General features: G+C 64.6%; 12 protein-coding genes and 3 pseudogenes. 6 read left to right on the top strand and 9 right to left on the bottom strand.

Annotated features, from left to right (window positions below; genetic code table 11):
• Nucleotides 1-2 precede the first annotated feature (2 nt).
• Nucleotides 3-1101 (bottom strand): peptide chain release factor 2 gene (gene prfB / locus B6N23_RS12005; RefSeq protein ID WP_369424592.1). Its coding sequence is split into 2 segments (ribosomal slippage): nt 3-1025 and nt 1027-1101, totalling 1098 coding nucleotides; the frame shifts between segments, so codons are not numbered across the junction.
• A gap of 208 nt (nt 1102-1309) precedes the next feature.
• A complete protein-coding gene (locus B6N23_RS12000) occupies nt 1310-2662 on the bottom strand; it encodes an OmpP1/FadL family transporter (RefSeq protein WP_305499192.1) in 1353 nt (450 codons plus the stop codon).
• A gap of 323 nt (nt 2663-2985) precedes the next feature.
• Between B6N23_RS12000 and B6N23_RS11995 the strand changes: the two genes are divergently transcribed.
• Together B6N23_RS11995 and B6N23_RS11990 are read left to right on the top strand one after the other, a co-directional pair.
• The gene (locus B6N23_RS11995; protein WP_110070883.1) at nt 2986-3477 is read left to right on the top strand and encodes a MerR family transcriptional regulator; all 492 of its coding nucleotides are present in this window, start codon (nt 2986-2988) and stop codon (nt 3475-3477) included.
• A gap of 35 nt (nt 3478-3512) precedes the next feature.
• The gene (locus B6N23_RS11990) at nt 3513-6074 is read left to right on the top strand and encodes a heavy metal translocating P-type ATPase (protein ID WP_305503791.1); all 2562 of its coding nucleotides are present in this window, start codon (nt 3513-3515) and stop codon (nt 6072-6074) included.
• Between the two features lie 185 nt (nt 6075-6259).
• Here the strand turns inward: B6N23_RS11990 and B6N23_RS11985 are convergent, their stop codons facing one another.
• From B6N23_RS11985 to B6N23_RS11955, 7 genes and pseudogenes are all read right to left on the bottom strand, one after another.
• Nucleotides 6260-6454: a hypothetical protein gene (locus B6N23_RS11985; protein WP_169959366.1), complete on the bottom strand. Its 195-nt coding sequence runs from the start codon at nt 6452-6454 to the stop codon at nt 6260-6262.
• Nucleotides 6451-7041: an ATPase gene (locus B6N23_RS11980; RefSeq protein ID WP_302139631.1), complete on the bottom strand. Its 591-nt coding sequence runs from the start codon at nt 7039-7041 to the stop codon at nt 6451-6453. Before B6N23_RS11980 ends, B6N23_RS11985 begins: the two co-directional genes overlap by 4 nt.
• A gap of 247 nt (nt 7042-7288) precedes the next feature.
• Nucleotides 7289-8350 (bottom strand): transposase, encoded by a 1062-nt coding sequence (locus tag B6N23_RS11975; RefSeq protein WP_305499187.1) that lies wholly within the window; start codon nt 8348-8350, stop codon nt 7289-7291.
• Nucleotides 8351-8541: 191 nt separating this feature from the next.
• Nucleotides 8542-8781, bottom strand: a complete 240-nt coding sequence (locus B6N23_RS11970) for a hypothetical protein (RefSeq protein ID WP_369424590.1) — start codon at nt 8779-8781, stop codon at nt 8542-8544.
• 17 nt (nt 8782-8798) lie between these two features.
• Nucleotides 8799-10053, bottom strand: a pseudogene (locus B6N23_RS11965) (IS256 family transposase).
• Nucleotides 10054-10557: 504 nt separating this feature from the next.
• A pseudogene (locus B6N23_RS11960) lies at nt 10558-10767 on the bottom strand (hypothetical protein); the annotation flags it as partial.
• A gap of 28 nt (nt 10768-10795) precedes the next feature.
• On the bottom strand, nt 10796-11350 hold the full coding sequence (locus tag B6N23_RS11955) for a transposase (RefSeq protein WP_305499184.1): 555 nt from the start codon (nt 11348-11350) through the stop codon (nt 10796-10798).
• Nucleotides 11351-11473: 123 nt separating this feature from the next.
• On the opposite strand from B6N23_RS11955, the pseudogene istA reads away from it, so the two are divergent.
• The 4 genes and pseudogenes from istA to B6N23_RS11935 all read left to right on the top strand — a co-directional run bounded on the left by istA (nt 11474) and on the right by B6N23_RS11935 (nt 14714).
• Nucleotides 11474-12782, top strand: a pseudogene (gene istA, locus B6N23_RS11950) (IS21 family transposase).
• Nucleotides 12782-13576 (top strand): IS21-like element helper ATPase IstB, encoded by a 795-nt coding sequence (gene istB, locus B6N23_RS11945; protein WP_305499182.1) that lies wholly within the window; start codon nt 12782-12784, stop codon nt 13574-13576. The pseudogene istA and the gene istB overlap by 1 nt, the downstream one beginning before the upstream one ends.
• Nucleotides 13577-13673: 97 nt before the next feature.
• Nucleotides 13674-14084, top strand: a complete 411-nt coding sequence (locus B6N23_RS11940; RefSeq protein WP_379687610.1) for a GspH/FimT family protein — start codon at nt 13674-13676, stop codon at nt 14082-14084.
• A 51-nt stretch (nt 14085-14135) separates the two neighbouring features.
• Nucleotides 14136-14714, top strand: a complete 579-nt coding sequence (locus B6N23_RS11935) for a hypothetical protein (RefSeq protein WP_305499174.1) — start codon at nt 14136-14138, stop codon at nt 14712-14714.
• Nucleotides 14715-14931 lie beyond the last annotated feature (217 nt).

Below are 14931 nucleotides of genomic sequence, written 5' to 3'. Positions count from 1 at the left end.
CGTTACAATCCTTGCTTGAGGCTGGCGACAATGAACTGGTCCAGGTCGCCGTCCAGCACCTTGTCGCAATTGCTGGTCTGCACGCCGGTACGCAGGTCCTTGATGCGCTGGTCGTCCAGCACGTAGGAGCGGATCTGGCTGCCCCAGCCGATATCGGCCTTGGAGTCCTCCGCCTCCTGCTTGGCGGCGTTGCGCTTCTCCATCTCGTGCTCCCACAGCCGCGCCTTGAGCTGCTTCATGGCGAAGTCGCGGTTGGCGTGCTGGCTGCGCTGGCTCTGGCAGGCCACCACGATACCGGTGGGCTCGTGGGTGATCCGCACCGCCGAGTCGGTGGTATTGACGTGCTGGCCGCCGGCGCCGCTGGAGCGGTAGGTATCGACGCGCAGATCCGCCGGGTTGATCTCGACCTCGAAGCTGTCGTCGATCTCCGGTGACAGGAACACCGAGCAGAAGGAGGTGTGGCGACGGCCGCCGGAATCGAACGGGCTCTTGCGCACCAGGCGGTGCACGCCGGTCTCGGTGCGCAGCCAGCCGAAGGCGTGGTCGCCCTGGATATGCACCGTGGCCGACTTGATGCCCGCCACCTCGCCGGCGGAGAGCTCGGTGATCTCGGCCTTGAAGCCGTGATGCTCGGCCCAGCGCAGGTACATGCGCAGCAGCATGTTGGCCCAGTCCTGGGCCTCGGTGCCGCCGGAGCCCGACTGGATGTCCAGGTAGGCGTTGTTGGGGTCCATCTCGCCGGAGAACATGCGGCGGAACTCAAGCTTCTCGAGGCTCGCCTTCATGCCGTCGAGCTCCTTCTGGACCTCGTCGGCCGTGGCCTGATCCTCCTCCATCTCGGCCAGCTCCAGCAGGTCACGGCTGTCCGCCAGGCCCTGCTCCAGCTCGTCGATGGTCTCGACGATCACCTCCAGCGAGGCGCGCTCCTTGCCGAGCTTCTGGGCGTAGTCCGGATCGTTCCAGATGGCCGGGTCCTCGAGCTCCCGGGAGACTTCCTCTAGCCGGTCTTTCTTCTCGGCATAGTCAAAGATACCCCCTCAGGACGTCTGTCCGCTCAGACAGGTCCTTGATGAGGTTGTGGATGGGGTTGGTTTCCAGCATGGCTCACTCGCCTGAATCTGCAGTGGAAAAGCGGCCGCCGCGGTGCGGCATCGCGCCGGGGCCGCGGCGGCTCGGAAAAGTCGTCCATTGTAGCGAACCTGGCGCCACCCCGCATCCGCCGCGGTGCGGCGTCTGGGCCTGCCCCGGGCCCAGATGCGGGAAACCCGGCCGAGGCCGGGTTTCCTGGGCACACCTGGCGGGCTGCCGCTCAGAAGCGGTAGGTCAGCTGGGCGCCGAAGCCATGGGCCTCGTTCTTGTAGTCGGCGGAGTAGGTGGCCCCACCGACCGGCACGCCGCCCGTTGCCTCGCTGGCCAGCAGGTCTTCACGCTCCTGGCTAACGCTTGTCCCGCGTTCGGTCAGGTAGGAGTAGGCGAAGTCCAGGGTGAGGTCGTCGGTCGGACTCCAGCCTGCACCGATGGAGAAGATCCGACGGTCATCTGAGGGGATACGCACGCTACGGCGATCATTATTGGTCGGAGTGAAGTCCAGGGTGATACCGGCACGCAGCGCCAGCTGCGGGTTCAGCTGATACTCACCGCCCAGCGAGTAGGCCCAGGCGTTGGAGTAGTCCTGGATTTCCTGGGTGATGGTGTCGCCCTGGCTGCCCGTTACCAGGATCTGGTCGAAGCGGCTCCAGCGCACCCAGGAGGCCCCCGCCATCAGCTTCAGGCGATCGGTCATCTCTTGAGTGATGGAGAAGTTGACGGTCTCGGGTGTAGTCAGGTCCAGGCTGGCATCATCGGCGAGGACCACATTGCCCGCGGGATCATAAGCGCGGAAGTCACCCGTCAAGGTGTAGTCCACCTTGGAGCGATAGGTCAGGCCCAGCGTCGTCTCGGGAACCGGCTGATAGATGACACCGATGTTGTAGCCCCAACCGTCGTCGTCACTCTCGACCCGCGAATCGATATCCCCGGCGGGGTTGAAGCTCGGATCGGTCGGCAGCTGTCTGCGAAGCTCACCATCCACCCTGTTGTAGGTGATGCCGACACCCACCGCCCACTGGTCATTGAAGCGATAGGAGACCGTCGGCTGGGCGCTAATGACCGTCACCTCGGTGTAATCACCGAAATAGCGCCCCTGGAAATCGTTCTCGTAGTCGGTCTTGGCGCCGAAGGGAGCATAGACGCCAAAACCGAAGGCCAGCCGCTCATTGACCGGCTGCGCATAGAAGGCAAAGGGCACTAGAGTCCCAGGCACCATGTCGCCTTCATTACCACCGGGAATGTCACCGATGGGCACCTGTACCCCCATGGGAGCTCCACCCTGAGCAACTCCCGCATCCAGCGTACGCTGAGCTTGCACGTTCTTGATATCACTATTGACGTTCAGATAGGTCCCGCCCGCGGTCACCTGGGCGCGGTCCAGGAACGACATGCCGGCCGGGTTGCCGAAGACGATGGAGGCGTCGTTGACGTTGGAGCTGCGGCCGGCGTGGCCATAGCCCTGGCCGCTGACGCTCTGCTCGTTGATCTGGTAGCCGCCCGCATGGGCCTGGCTGGCAAAGGCGGCGGCGGCGATGGCCACGGCCAGGGAGAGGCGATTGAACTTGTTCTTCATGTGATCCATCCCTTGGGGTTCTGTTATTCACGCTGATACTGGCGTGTGCTCTCGGCGGAGACAGGCGCGTGCCCTCCCCTTTTCGCGCAACCCAACGGTCGTTTCAACCCCAAACGCTCGTTTTAATGCCGTAATTGCTAATACTTTGGTCGCACAGCTGTTTGATTGATCGAACTTTCAGTGAGTTAGCCAACACCACTTCGCTGTGCCGGAACCGCCATGGCCTTCTCCCACGCTCGCCTTGACCCTTGGGTAACACATAGGTTTTACACTCAGGTTATCCGCAACCAGAACCAGATCGGGACCTGAGAGGCACCGTCATCATGAAAGTCAGCGAACTGGCCAGGGCCGCCGGCGTCACCGCCGAGACCGTCCGTCACTACGTGCGCGAGGGGCTGCTGGAACCCCGGCGCCACCCCGACAACGGCTACCAGCTCTTCGAGCGAGGTGACCTGGAGCGCCTGCGCTTCATTCATCGCGCCCGCAACCTGGGCTTCGGCGTGGCGGAGATCCGCGAGATCCTTGCCCACGCCGACCAGGGCGATTCCCCCTGTCCCATGGTCCGCGACCTGCTGGCCAGCCGGCTGCCGGAGATCCGCGCCCGCATCGAGGAGCTGCAGGCGCTGGCCGCCCGCATGGAACAGGCACTCGAGACCTGGGCCGAGATGCCCGACGGCACCCCGGACGGCCACAGCCTCTGCCGGCTGATCGAAAGCTTCCCCGAGCCCCTGCGTGACAACCTGCGCAAAAACCAGCAGCGCGGCGACGCCCCCCGCGCGCCTACCGGCGCCACATCCAGCGAGGAGACCCCGTGAACGCTCGCCCCCCACTCGAACGTATCGTGCCCGGCATGAGCTGCCAGGGCTGCGTGAAGCGCATGCGCGAGGCAATCCAGGCCCGGGACCCCGAGGCCGAGGTGGTCGGCACGCCGGCCGAGAAGCGCCTGGAAGTCACCACGCTGCTGAACGGCGAGGCCCTGGACCAGGCGCTGGTGGAGGCCGGCTATCCGCCCGGCGAGCTCGAGGCGGCCCCGGGCGAGAAAGAGCGTCCCGCGACCGAGCCCGAACCCGAACCCAAGACCCAGATCAAGACCACAGAACAGACGACACCCGCGCCGGCCTCATCGGCTCGCGACGAGCGCGCCACCACCCGGCGGCTCTCCATCGGCGGCATGACCTGCGCCAGCTGCGTGGCCAGCGTGCAGAAGGCGCTGGCACGCACGCCGGGCGTGGTCAGCGCGGAGGTCAACTTCGGCACCCGCACCGCCCAGGTGCGCGGCAGCGTGAGCGAGGCCGAGCTGATTGGCGCCGTGGAGGCGGCCGGCTACGAGGCCGAGCCGATCCTCGACCTGCGCCAGGCCGAGGAGGCGCGCGCCGAGAAGGACGCCCAGCACTATCGCCAGCGCCTCAAGGGCAGCGCCTGGTCCCTGGCGCTGGCGGTGCCGCTGATGGCCAGCATGTTCGTCTACCACCCCCACCCGGTGGGCATGGGCCGGCTCTTCTGGCTGGTGATCGGCCTCCTGACGCTGGCCGTGCTGGCCGGCCCCGGCCGCCACTTCTTCGTCAACGCCTGGAAGAACCTCAAGCACCACCAGGCCAACATGGACACCCTGATCGCCATGGGCACCGGTACCGCCTGGGTCTACTCCATGGCGGTGGTGGCCTTCGCCCCCTGGCTGCCCGCGGTGGCCCACGGCATCTACTTCGAGGCCTCGGCGATGATCATCGGCCTGGTGCTGCTGGGCAACGCCCTGGAGCTGCGCGCCCGGGGCCGCACCAGCGACGCCCTCAAGCGCCTGCTCGACCTGCAGAGCCGCACCGCCCGGGTGATCCGCGACGGTGAGGAGCGCGAGCTCGACATCGACGAGGTGCGCGAGGGCGACCATATCCGCGTGCGCCCCGGCGAGCGCCTGCCGGTGGACGGCGAGGTGACCGAGGGGCAGAGCCATATCGATGAGTCCATGCTCACCGGCGAGCCGCTGCCGGTGGCCAAGGCCGCCGGCGACGAGGTCAGCGCCGGCACCGTGAACGGCAAGGGCTCGCTGGTCTACCGGGCGACCCGCGTCGGCGCCGACACCAAGCTCGGCCGGATCACCGAGCAGGTGGCCAGCGCCCAGAACTCCCGCCCGCCCATCGGCGAGCTGGCCGACAAGGTCTCCAGCATCTTCGTGCCCACGGTGATGATCATCGCCGTGCTCACCGCCCTTGCCTGGTTCAACTTCGGCGCCGAGCCGCGGGTGATCCATATGCTTGTGACCGCCACCACGGTGCTGATCATCGCCTGCCCCTGCGCCCTGGGCCTGGCCACGCCGATCTCCACCATGATCGGGGTCGGCAAGGCCGCCGAGCACGGCGTGCTGGTAAGAAGCGGCGAGGCGCTGCAGATCGCCAGCAAGCTCACCACCCTGGTGGTGGACAAGACCGGCACCCTCACCGAGGGCCGGCCCAGCGTGACCGAGGCCGAGATCCTTGAAGGAGAAGAGCCGCAGGTGCTCGCACTGGTGGCGGCCCTGGAGCGCGGCTCCGAGCATCCCCTGGCCGCGGCCCTGCTCGCCTACTGCGAGGAACAGGCGGAAGAGGCCGGCGCAACGCCCGCCGAGATCCGCCACTTCGAGAGCGTGACCGGCGGCGGCGTAAAGGCCGAGACGCTTGAGGGCAAGCCGCTGCTGCTGGGCAACGCCCGCCTGCTGGAAGAGGCCGGGGTCGACCTGGCCGGCGGCAGGGAGAAGGCCGGCGAGCTGGAGGAGAAGGCGCGCACCGTGGTCTACCTCGCGGTGAATGGCAGGCTGGCCGCACTCTTCGGTATCAGCGACCCGCTGCGCCATGACACCATCGCGGCCATCAAGCGCCTGCAGGCCGACGGCCTCAAGGTGGTGATGCTGACCGGCGACAACGAGCACACCGCCGCCGCCATCGCCCGGGAGGTGGGCATCGACGAGTTCCGCGCGGGCCTCTTGCCCGAGGACAAGCACGCCGAGATCGAGCGGCTGCAGGCGGCCGGCGAGACCGTCGGCATGGTGGGCGACGGCATCAACGACGCCCCGGCGCTGGCCCGGGCCGACGTGGGCTTCGCCATCGGCCAGGGCACCGACGTGGCCATCGAGAGCGCCGGCATCACCCTGATGCGCGGCTCGCTGCACGGGGTGGCCTCGGCCATCGAGATCAGCCGGGCGACGCTCTCCAACATCAAGCAGAACCTGGTGGGCGCCTTCGGCTACAACACCCTGTGCATTCCCATCGCCGCGGGGGTGCTCTACCCCTTCACCGGGATGCTGCTCTCGCCAATGATCGCGGGGGCTGCCATGTCGCTCTCCTCCATCACGGTGGTGAGCAACGCCAACCGCCTGCGCCTGTTCAAGCCCCACAACGAAAAAGGCCCTGCGGAGCAGAGCCAGAAGGAGGTGACCTCATGAGCGTTATCGTGAATCTGACAGGGCTGGGGCTGATCGGGCTGATCGTATGGTGGTTCTGGGTGGCGAAAGCCTGAGCGGCCCCCAACACGCCAGCGGCCGGCATCTCTGCCGGCCGCTAGGTGATGCTTCAGGCTATGGGAAATGAAGGTCTACCCATCATTGGCCCACTCGACGAGCCTGCCTGATCAGCCCTTCGATTTCTGATCGTTTGAGGGCTGTTGGTAAGGCTGCTCAGGGGCATCCTCACCAACCAGTACCGGCTTGCCGTCCTGCCAGATGACGGCATAGTGGCCAAGACGACGCTTGCGCTCGAGGGTCTCGGCCACAGCTGCACGCAGGCTATCCAACATTGTCTGGGTATCAGGGGAAAGTTGATTCATAGTCGGGACTCCTTGGAAAGCATCTCGAATAGCGAGTCATTGAGAATCTGTCGATCTGGCCCATGCTGTTCGAATACGGGTTCCGGCGTGCCACCGTCATTCATGAAGCAGCGAGCATGGCTGACCAAGGGCGCATAAAGCGTCAGAAGATTATGCAGACTACGAGGAAATCGGCGCTGGATATCTTTGAGCGGAATATGGTGACCGCCATGAGAGACTCGTTCAGCAACACGTAATCGCGACATTTCGACTGTTGGCAAAGCCAGATAGACAAGCTCAACCTTCCAGTTTTCAGACAGGAGGCGCTTGACTAGCATAGAGTACCCCCGTCCGGACAGAGTCGTTTCAAAGGCAAAGTCTTCCTGGTCACTAATCGCTTCTTCAATTTCTCTCAGGAAGATACGGCTAGCCGCCAGGAGCTCTCTCTCTGGAGCAAGAGGCGAGAGGCCTGCGGCAATCAGGTCGGCATTGATAAAACGCGAGCAGTTAGCCACCTGCGGCAGATAGTTTAGCGCAAAGGTTGTCTTGCCAGCCCCATTCGGGCCGGCAACGATCCAGCAAGTCGCCGCGTGTTCTTTATGGGACATCACCAAGTCCTTCCGAAAAATGCAATTGGAAGGTGTCTTACACGACATGCACCATCCAAAAAAGCCAGGCCATGGTGGGAGAAAAGTGCAGCTATCTCATCAACCAAATCTCTCATGACTGATAAAGCCGCCGGGGAACAAGAATCGAATCTGGATACTGACTCGCACACTCTACCAAACCTTACGCATTGGGTCGACGTGGGCGGTGCGGATCCTACCTCCCCCCGCCCCTAACCCTAGAGACCGGTCAAGCCACCCGCCGCTCGAACACCTCCCGCGCCATCCGCATGCCCCTTAGATGTCGCGCCTGGCGGGCGGCGCAGCAGGCGCTGAGGCTGGCCGGCGTGCCCACGGCGCTACCGAAGCGCTTGAGCAGCGAGGTGGAGGCGGCGATGAAGGCTTCGGGGTCGATATTCAGACGGTCGAGTAGCCGCGGCACCCGCTCCTGGATCAGCCCGCGCTTATCCGCTCGCTGGCAGCGGCCAGTGGTCTCGACCAGCTCGAGATACTCCTCGAAGCCGAACGGGATGGCATTGGCCAGCTGCGCCGTGGCATCGAAAGGCATCAGGGGCGAAAGCGGCAGGGCATCGCACCAGGCCGGTACGCCTGTCGCAGCGGTTGGCACCGCTGCACCCTCTCCCGCCGACATGGGTTCACTCTCGCTCTCTGGCATCAGCCCGGCAAGGCGCTCTGCCACCGAGGTATGCGCGGAGCCTTCCGGCGTCTCGGCGATGCCGGCGCGGATGGGGTTCAAATCGACATAGGCCATGGCGCTGAGAATCGCTGCCTCGTCGAGCAGCGCCTGGCTCTTGAAACGCCCTTCCCAGAAGCGACCCTTCGCGCCGTCTTCCGCGTTGGCCTGACGGGCGATGGACTCGTTGAGCACCCGCATGAACCAGGAAATATCGGCCAGCCGCTCGCGGTATGTTGCTGCCAGCTTCGTCACCGCCGCCCTCTCGGCCGGCAGCTGTTCTGCTCCAGCACGATAGCGCTGCACCAACAGCGGCCCGGTGAACAGCGCTGTCCAGCGCCGCAGCACCTCGTCATCAGACCACTCCGCCGCCCGCAGCGTATCCACCCGAACCACCAAGTGGTAGTGATTGCTCATCACCGCATAGGCGGCCACGTCGATGGCGAATACCCCGGCCAACTGATGCAGGCGGTCGGCGATCCAGCCACGCCGATGCTCATAGCACTGGCCGCTGACGGAATCGGTGCCACACAGGAAGGCCCGGCGCACACAGCGGTTAACGAGGTGGTACCAGGGCGTGGCATCCAGCGAGACAAGCGCGGCACGGGGCTGAGTCATGGCAGTGCCCAATGGGTGGGGTGTTATCTCAACGTAGCCAGCCAGGAAGGGCTGTCAAGGAAGTGGGTGTCCTTTATATTTATCGTCCAGCGAGACAAGCGCGGCACGGGGCTGAGTCATGGCAGTGCCCAATGGGTGGGGTGTTATTTCAACGTAGCCAGCCAGGAAGGGCTGTCAAGTAAGTGGGTGTCCTATATATTCGACTCCGCCGCCCGCAGCGCATCCACCCTCACCACCAAGTGGTAGTGATTGCTCATCACCGAATAGGCGGCCACGTCGATGGCGAATACCCAGGCCAACTGATGCAGGCGGTCGGCGATCCAACCACGCCGATGCTCATAGCACTGGCCGCTGACGGAATCGGTGCCACACAGGAAGGCCCGGCGCACGCAGCGGTTAACGAGGTGGTACCAGGGCGGAGTTATTGTCAAATCCTGTGTACGGCAGGTCAGGCGGCAGTCCTGTCTGACTGATCGGTCAAGGGTTCGCCGTCCTTGAACTGGACGTTGTTCACGACCAGCTCCAGCTTGTTGAACCCCTTGATCCGCTTCCAGCGCTTCTGGGCGCTCTGAAGCAGCTTGAAGACCATCGCCAGGGTCGTCGCTCTGGAGCCGCAGTTCCGGCTGCGCTTGCTCCGCAGGCGGACCGTGGCGAAGGTCGATTCGATCGGGTTGGTGGTGCGGATATGCACCCAGTGTTCTGCCGGGTAGTCATAGAACGCCAGCAGCTCCTCCCGATCCTTGGCCAGGCACTCCATGGCTCTGGGGTACTTGGCCTCGAAGCGTTTCACCGTGCGATCGAAAGCCTTGTGCGCCTCATCGCGGGTCTCGGCCATCCAGATCTCATGGAGGTCGGCCTTGACCTTGGGCTGCACGGATTTAGGCAGTTTATTCAATACGTTGGCAGTCTTGTGGACCCAGCAGCGCTGGTGCTCGGTCTCTGGATAGACCTTGCTCAACGCCGCCCAGAAGCCCATGGCGCCGTCGCCAACCGCTAGCTTGGGGGCCGTCGTCAGCCCGCGCTCGCGTAGCCCCGTGAGCAGCTCTTTCCAGCTGGCCTCTGACTCACGCTGCCCATCCTCGACGACGACCAACTCCTTGCGGCCCTGCTCGGTGACGCCGATGATCACCAGCAGACACAGACGGTCATCCAAGCGCACGTTGCTGTACACGCCGTCTGCCCACCAGTAGACGTAACGCTGGTCTGCCAGGTCACGCTTTTGCCAGTCGGCATGCTCGTCCTCCCACTGCTTCTTGAGGCGAGACACGGTGTTGGCCGACAGTCCCTTGGCCTGGTCGCCCAGCAACGCCGCCAGCGCCTCCTGATAGTCGCCGGTGGAGACCCCCTTCAGGTAGAGCCAGGGGATCAGCTCCTCAATGCTGCGGGCCCGCTTCAGATAGGGCGGCAGCAGCGCGCTGCTGAAGGTGATCCCGTCACCGCTGCGGTCACGGACCCGGGGGACCTTGACCGCAACGTCGCCGATGCCAGTCTGTACCGTTCGTTTCGGGAAGATAGCCGTTGCGCACCACGGCTCGACGGCCGTCTTCCAGCGTCTTGTCGGCATATAGCTCCAAGAACGTACTCAACTCCGCCTCCACGGCCTTGGCGATCAGGTCTCGGGCCCCTTTGCGCAGCAACTCATGCAACGGATCAGTAGCGCCGGCGTCTGGCTGCGTCACGGCTTGGAGAGTAGAATTGCTCATGGCGTATCCATCCTATGCTGGTTGTGATCTGGCGTGATCAATCAGCAGGATACGCCACCCTCTCTACTTCCCTCCATACACAAGACTTGAGCTTAACTCCCAGGGCGTGGCATCCAGCGAGACAAGCGCGGCACGGGGCTGAGTCATGGCAGTGCCCAATGGGTGGGGTGTTATCTCAACGTAGCCAGCCAGGAAGGGCTGTCAAGTAAGTGGGTGTCCTTTATTTTACCCGTTGCTCATCTCATCCTCCTGATCGCTGCACTATAGCCTGTGCAGCTCTGGAGGGGGTCACTTCAGTGGTACCAGGGCGTGGCATCCAGCGAGACAAGCGCGGCACGGGGCTGAGTCATGGCAGTGCCCAATGGGTGGGGTGTTATCTCAACGTAGCCAGCTCGGAAGGGCTGTCAAGTAAGTGGGTGTCCTTTATTTTCTTTTATTTTCTTCGTTATCTCAACGTAGCCAGCCAGGAAGGGCTGTCAAGTAAGTGGGTGTCCTATTTATTTTATTGCTCATCACCGCATAGGCGGCCACGTCGATGGCGAATACCCCGGCCAACTGATGCAGGCGGTCGGCGATCCAGCCGCGCCGATGCTCATAGCACTGGCCGCTGACGGAATCGGTGCCACACAGGAAGGCCCGGCGCACACAGCGGTTAACGAGGTGGTACCAGGGCGTGGCATCCAGCGAGACGAGCGCGGCACGGGGCTGGGTCATGGCTGTGTCCGATGGGTGGGGTGTTATCTCAACGTAGCCAGCCAGGAAGGGCTGTCAAGTAAGTGGGTGTCCTATTTATAACCCTGAAACGCCCTTCCCAGAAGCGACCCTTCGCGCCGTCTTCCGCGTTGGCCTGACGGGCGATGGACTCGTTGAGCACCCGCATGAACCAGGAAATATCGGCCAGCCGCTCGCGGTATGTGGCTGCCAGCTTCGTCACCGCCGCCCTCTCGGCCGGCAGCTGTTCCGCTCCGGCACGATAGCGCTGCACCAACAGCGGCCCGGTGAACAGCGCTGTCCAGCGCCGCAGCACCTCGTCATCAGACCACTCCGCCGCCCGCAGCGCATCCACCCGCACCACCAAGTGGTAGTGATTGCTCATCACCGCATAGGCGGCCACGTCGATGGCGAACACCCCGGCCAGCTGATGCAGGCGGTCGGCGATCCAGCCGCGCCGATGCTCATAGCACTGGCCGCTGACGGAATCGGTGCCACAGAGGAAGGCCCGGCGCACACAGCGGTTAACGAGGTGGTACCAGGGCGTGGCATCCAGCGAGACGAGCGCGGCACGGGGCTGGGTCATGGCAGTGCCCAATGGGTGGGGTGTTATCTCAACGTAGCCAGCCATGTCAGGCGACATGGAAAACTGCCCCCCAAGCGACACCGAAAACTGACCCCTCCGTGAGTTCACCAGGAGGGTCCGCCCATGAAGAAATCCGGATATAACGTTCCCCACACTCAGGTACGAGGGGAACCGATGCAGAGCCCAGAGGATGTCGCCGCCATGCTCCGCCTGAAGGCCTGTGGCTGGGGGACGAAACGCATCGCCGATGAACTCGGTATCAGCAGGAACACCGTCAAGCGCTACCTGCGCCAGGGCGGCTGGGCGCCCTACGCAAGCCCGCAGCGCAGCAAGTCGCTGGAAGGGCTGGAGGAATGGCTGAAGGCCCGCTTCCTGCAGCATGCCGGCAACGCCGCCGTGGTCCTGCAAGACCTGCAGCTCGAACACGGCCTCACGGTCAGCCTGCGTACGGTGGAACGCGCCTGCGCGCCCTTCCGTCAGGCCCTGGCCGCCGAAGCCAAGGCCACGGTGAGGTTCGAGACTCCGCCCGGCAAGCAGCTCCAGATCGACTTCGGCAGCCGCCACATCACCATCGATGGGGAGTCGGTCAAGGTCTTCCTGTTTGTCGCCACCCTGGGCTACTCCCGCCGCCACTACGTCCGCGCCTTCCGGCACGAGCGGCAGTCGGCGTGGTTCGCCGGCCTGGAAGGCGCCTTCCGCCACTTTGGCGGCGTGCCGGAGCAGGTACTGCTGGATAACGCCCGGGCGCTGGTCGATCACCACAACGCGGCGACCCGCGAGGTGGTGTTCAACGAGCGGCTGGCGGCCTTTGCCCGCTACTGGGGGTTCCGACCGGTGGCCTGTGCGCCGTACCGCGCCCGCACCAAGGGCAAGGACGAGCGAGGCGTCGGCTATGTGAAACGTAACGCCATCGCCGGCCGCACCTTTGCCTCCTGGGCGGCGCTGGAGGCCCACCTGATCTGGTGGATGCGCGAGATCGCCGACCAGCGGGTCCACGGCAACCACCGGAGAGCTGCCGGCGGTGCGCTTCATCGCCGAACAGGCCAGCCTGCAGCCGCTCAACGACCGGGCGCCCTTCGAGCAGGCACGAGAGCTGAGCCGTCGGGTCCAGCGCGACGCCACCGTGGAGGTCGACACCAACCGCTACAGCGTGCCCTGGCGCCTGATCGGTGAGCCCGTCCAGGTCAGCGTGACCGACGGCGAACTGCGGGTGCACCACGCCGGCCGTGAAGTGGCCCGCCACCCGGAGCTGGGCGGGCGCCGCCAGGTGCGCTGCCTGCCGGAGCACCTGCAGGGCATCGTCGGCTACCGATCCCCCAAAGCGGACGCCGAGGAGGTCGTGGCGTCCAGCGAGATCGTGGCCACCTTGCCGCCGGCCGTGCTGCAGCGCGACCTGACCGAGTACGAAGCCGTGGTGGGAGGTGGCTGGTGATGACGATGCCCGAGACGGAGCGCCTGGATGCCATGCTGACGCGTCTCAAGCTGACCGCCATCCGCGAGCGGCTCGACACGCTGCTTGACGAAGCCGCACGCCGGGAGCTGACCCTGCGCGAGACGCTGGCCTACCTGTGCGAGCAGGAGGTGGCCCACAAGGAGCAGCGGCGCATCCAGATGGGCCTGAGCATCGCCCGCTTCCCGTTCCTGCGCACTCTGGAAGGGTTCGACTTCAGCGCCCAGCCTGCCGTCGATCCCGGTCAGATCCGTGAGTTGGCCTGCGGACGCTGGATCGCCAACGGCGATGCTCTGCTGCTGCTCGGCCCGCCGGGCGTGGGTAAGAGTCATCTCGCTGTGGCACTTGGCCGGGAAGCGGTCAAGGCCGGCTACTCAGTGCTGTTCACTACCGCCACGGCACTGATTACCCAACTGGTCCAGGCCCATGCCAATGGCGACCTGGAGGAACGGCTAAGGCACTTCGCCAAGCCCAAGCTATTGATCATCGACGAGCTGGGCTACCTGCCGCTGGAGCCGGGGGCGGCCAACCTGTTCTTCCAGCTGGTCACCCGGCGTTATGAGCGCGGCAGCCTGTTGGTCACCAGCAACCGAGCGGTCAGCGAGTGGGGCGAGGTGTTCGGTGACGCCGTGGTCGCCACGGCGATCCTTGACCGACTGCTGCATCACAGCCACGTCATCACCATCCGAGGCGACAGTTACCGACTGCGTGCCAAGCGCAAGGCCGGGCTGATCAAGCCCGACACCATCCACCATCACGATCAGGTCGTCAGGTAAGGGGGTCAGATTTCACTGTCGCCAGGGGGTCACTTTCTGATGTCGCTTGACAAGCCAGGAAGGGCTGTCAAGTAAGTGGGTGTCCTATTGTTTGCGCATGATCGCTCGGCAGGAGGTTTCAAGCGAGGTACTCCGCCTGAAGACGGCACTCTCCATGACCCGCAGCGCCGCCATTACGCGCCGCACTCAGGTAACGCTCTGCCCCACCGTCGACATGACCCAGTGCCAGGTTGCCAATAATGCGGAGGGTGATGCCTGGCGAGCAGCGCTTGCCATCTTCGAGGGCAGAGGAGAGCCCGGCGATGTGCTGCTACGCACCTTTGGCGAGAGCCGGGTCGAGCGCCTCACCTACCGCAACGACAACCTGCCGGTGCGCTATGGGGCACTCGGTAGGGCCGGCGGGCACTTCGGCACCTTCCGGATCTGTGGGCGGCTGGACCAGGGCGCCCGCGTTGTCGTCAATATCATGGGGCGGGTGCGCGTCGATTCCGCTCCATCCGAGTGCTAAGCTACGGGCCCTTGGCGCAGGAGGCGCCCCTTACTGAAAAGGACCCATCCCATGCTTGGCTGGCTGTTCGGCAGAACACCCGTGCGTGTCTGGGCGATCAAGCAGATCGATGACGCTACCCTGCACCTCTGCGGCGAGGGAAGGCTGGAATCCGGCCAGAAGCGTAAGCAGATGCTGGACGCGCTTCGCGCCGGCCGGTTTCATGGCGGCGTGCGCATGGGTGCCGGCATCGTTATCAACACCCGCCAGCTGGCCAGTGTGGTCCCGAGCGAAGACCTCACACTTTCCGATAACGGCGACACCGCCCAGTGGCAAGGGCGACGCTGGGTAGTCTCCTACGTCCCCCAGCGTAGTTGGCTGTTTGACGGCCCACTGGTGGCAGAGCCCAATCCCCTAGGCGGCCCACCCGCGCTGGTCAGCCGCGAAGACGTCTCGCATATCCGTCGCAACGTTCGTCAGGATGCGGCACCTCCGGGAGAGGTGGTATTCCGTCCTGTCAACGAACTGGAAGACCCCGAGAAGGACCTGCGCACCTCCATCGAGCAGGCCCAGCACTGGCGCAAGAATGCCAGACGGGGCTGGCGAAAGGACGGCACCTGGGGGCCGCTGGATGAGGTGGAAAGGGAGTGACATTCAGGATTATGGGCGAGCTTGAATGGGGGTCTGGCCCCGATTACGCGATGTTTTCTCCCCGGACCAGGATCACGCCCTCGAAGTAGTTGTAGCCGTCCCAGTAAAAGTCACCATCGACAACCAGCAGTCCGCCCGAAGGCTCGCCGTCACCATAGCAGGAAGGCACATCCCCCTCTTGCTCCTCCCCGACCCTGAGGGCACAGCTGCCATGGGG

It is taken from the genome of Halomonas alkalicola, from assembly GCF_030704205.1.
In the GTDB taxonomy this organism is placed as follows: domain Bacteria; phylum Pseudomonadota; class Gammaproteobacteria; order Pseudomonadales; family Halomonadaceae; genus Halomonas; species Halomonas alkalicola.
This window is presented reverse-complemented; position numbering and strand designations above follow the sequence as displayed.

Bases quoted from the DNA above. Each gene is read 5' to 3' on its own strand.
- istB (WP_305499182.1), top strand. From the start codon at position 12,782: ATGACGATGCCCGAGACGGAGCGCCTGGATGCCATGCTGACGCGTCTC.
- B6N23_RS11995 (WP_110070883.1), top strand. From the start codon at position 2,986: ATGAAAGTCAGCGAACTGGCCAGGGCCGCCGGCGTCACCGCCGAGACC.
- B6N23_RS12000 (WP_305499192.1), bottom strand. From the start codon at position 2,662: ATGAAGAACAAGTTCAATCGCCTCTCCCTGGCCGTGGCCATCGCCGCC.
- B6N23_RS11940 (WP_379687610.1), top strand. From the start codon at position 13,674: ATGATCGCTCGGCAGGAGGTTTCAAGCGAGGTACTCCGCCTGAAGACG.
- B6N23_RS11975 (WP_305499187.1), bottom strand. From the start codon at position 8,350: ATGACTCAGCCCCGTGCCGCGCTTGTCTCGCTGGATGCCACGCCCTGG.
- B6N23_RS11935 (WP_305499174.1), top strand. From the start codon at position 14,136: ATGCTTGGCTGGCTGTTCGGCAGAACACCCGTGCGTGTCTGGGCGATC.
- B6N23_RS11985 (WP_169959366.1), bottom strand. From the start codon at position 6,454: ATGAATCAACTTTCCCCTGATACCCAGACAATGTTGGATAGCCTGCGT.
- B6N23_RS11955 (WP_305499184.1), bottom strand. From the start codon at position 11,350: ATGACCCAGCCCCGTGCCGCGCTCGTCTCGCTGGATGCCACGCCCTGG.
- B6N23_RS11990 (WP_305503791.1), top strand. From the start codon at position 3,513: ATGAGCTGCCAGGGCTGCGTGAAGCGCATGCGCGAGGCAATCCAGGCC.
- B6N23_RS11980 (WP_302139631.1), bottom strand. From the start codon at position 7,041: ATGTCCCATAAAGAACACGCGGCGACTTGCTGGATCGTTGCCGGCCCG.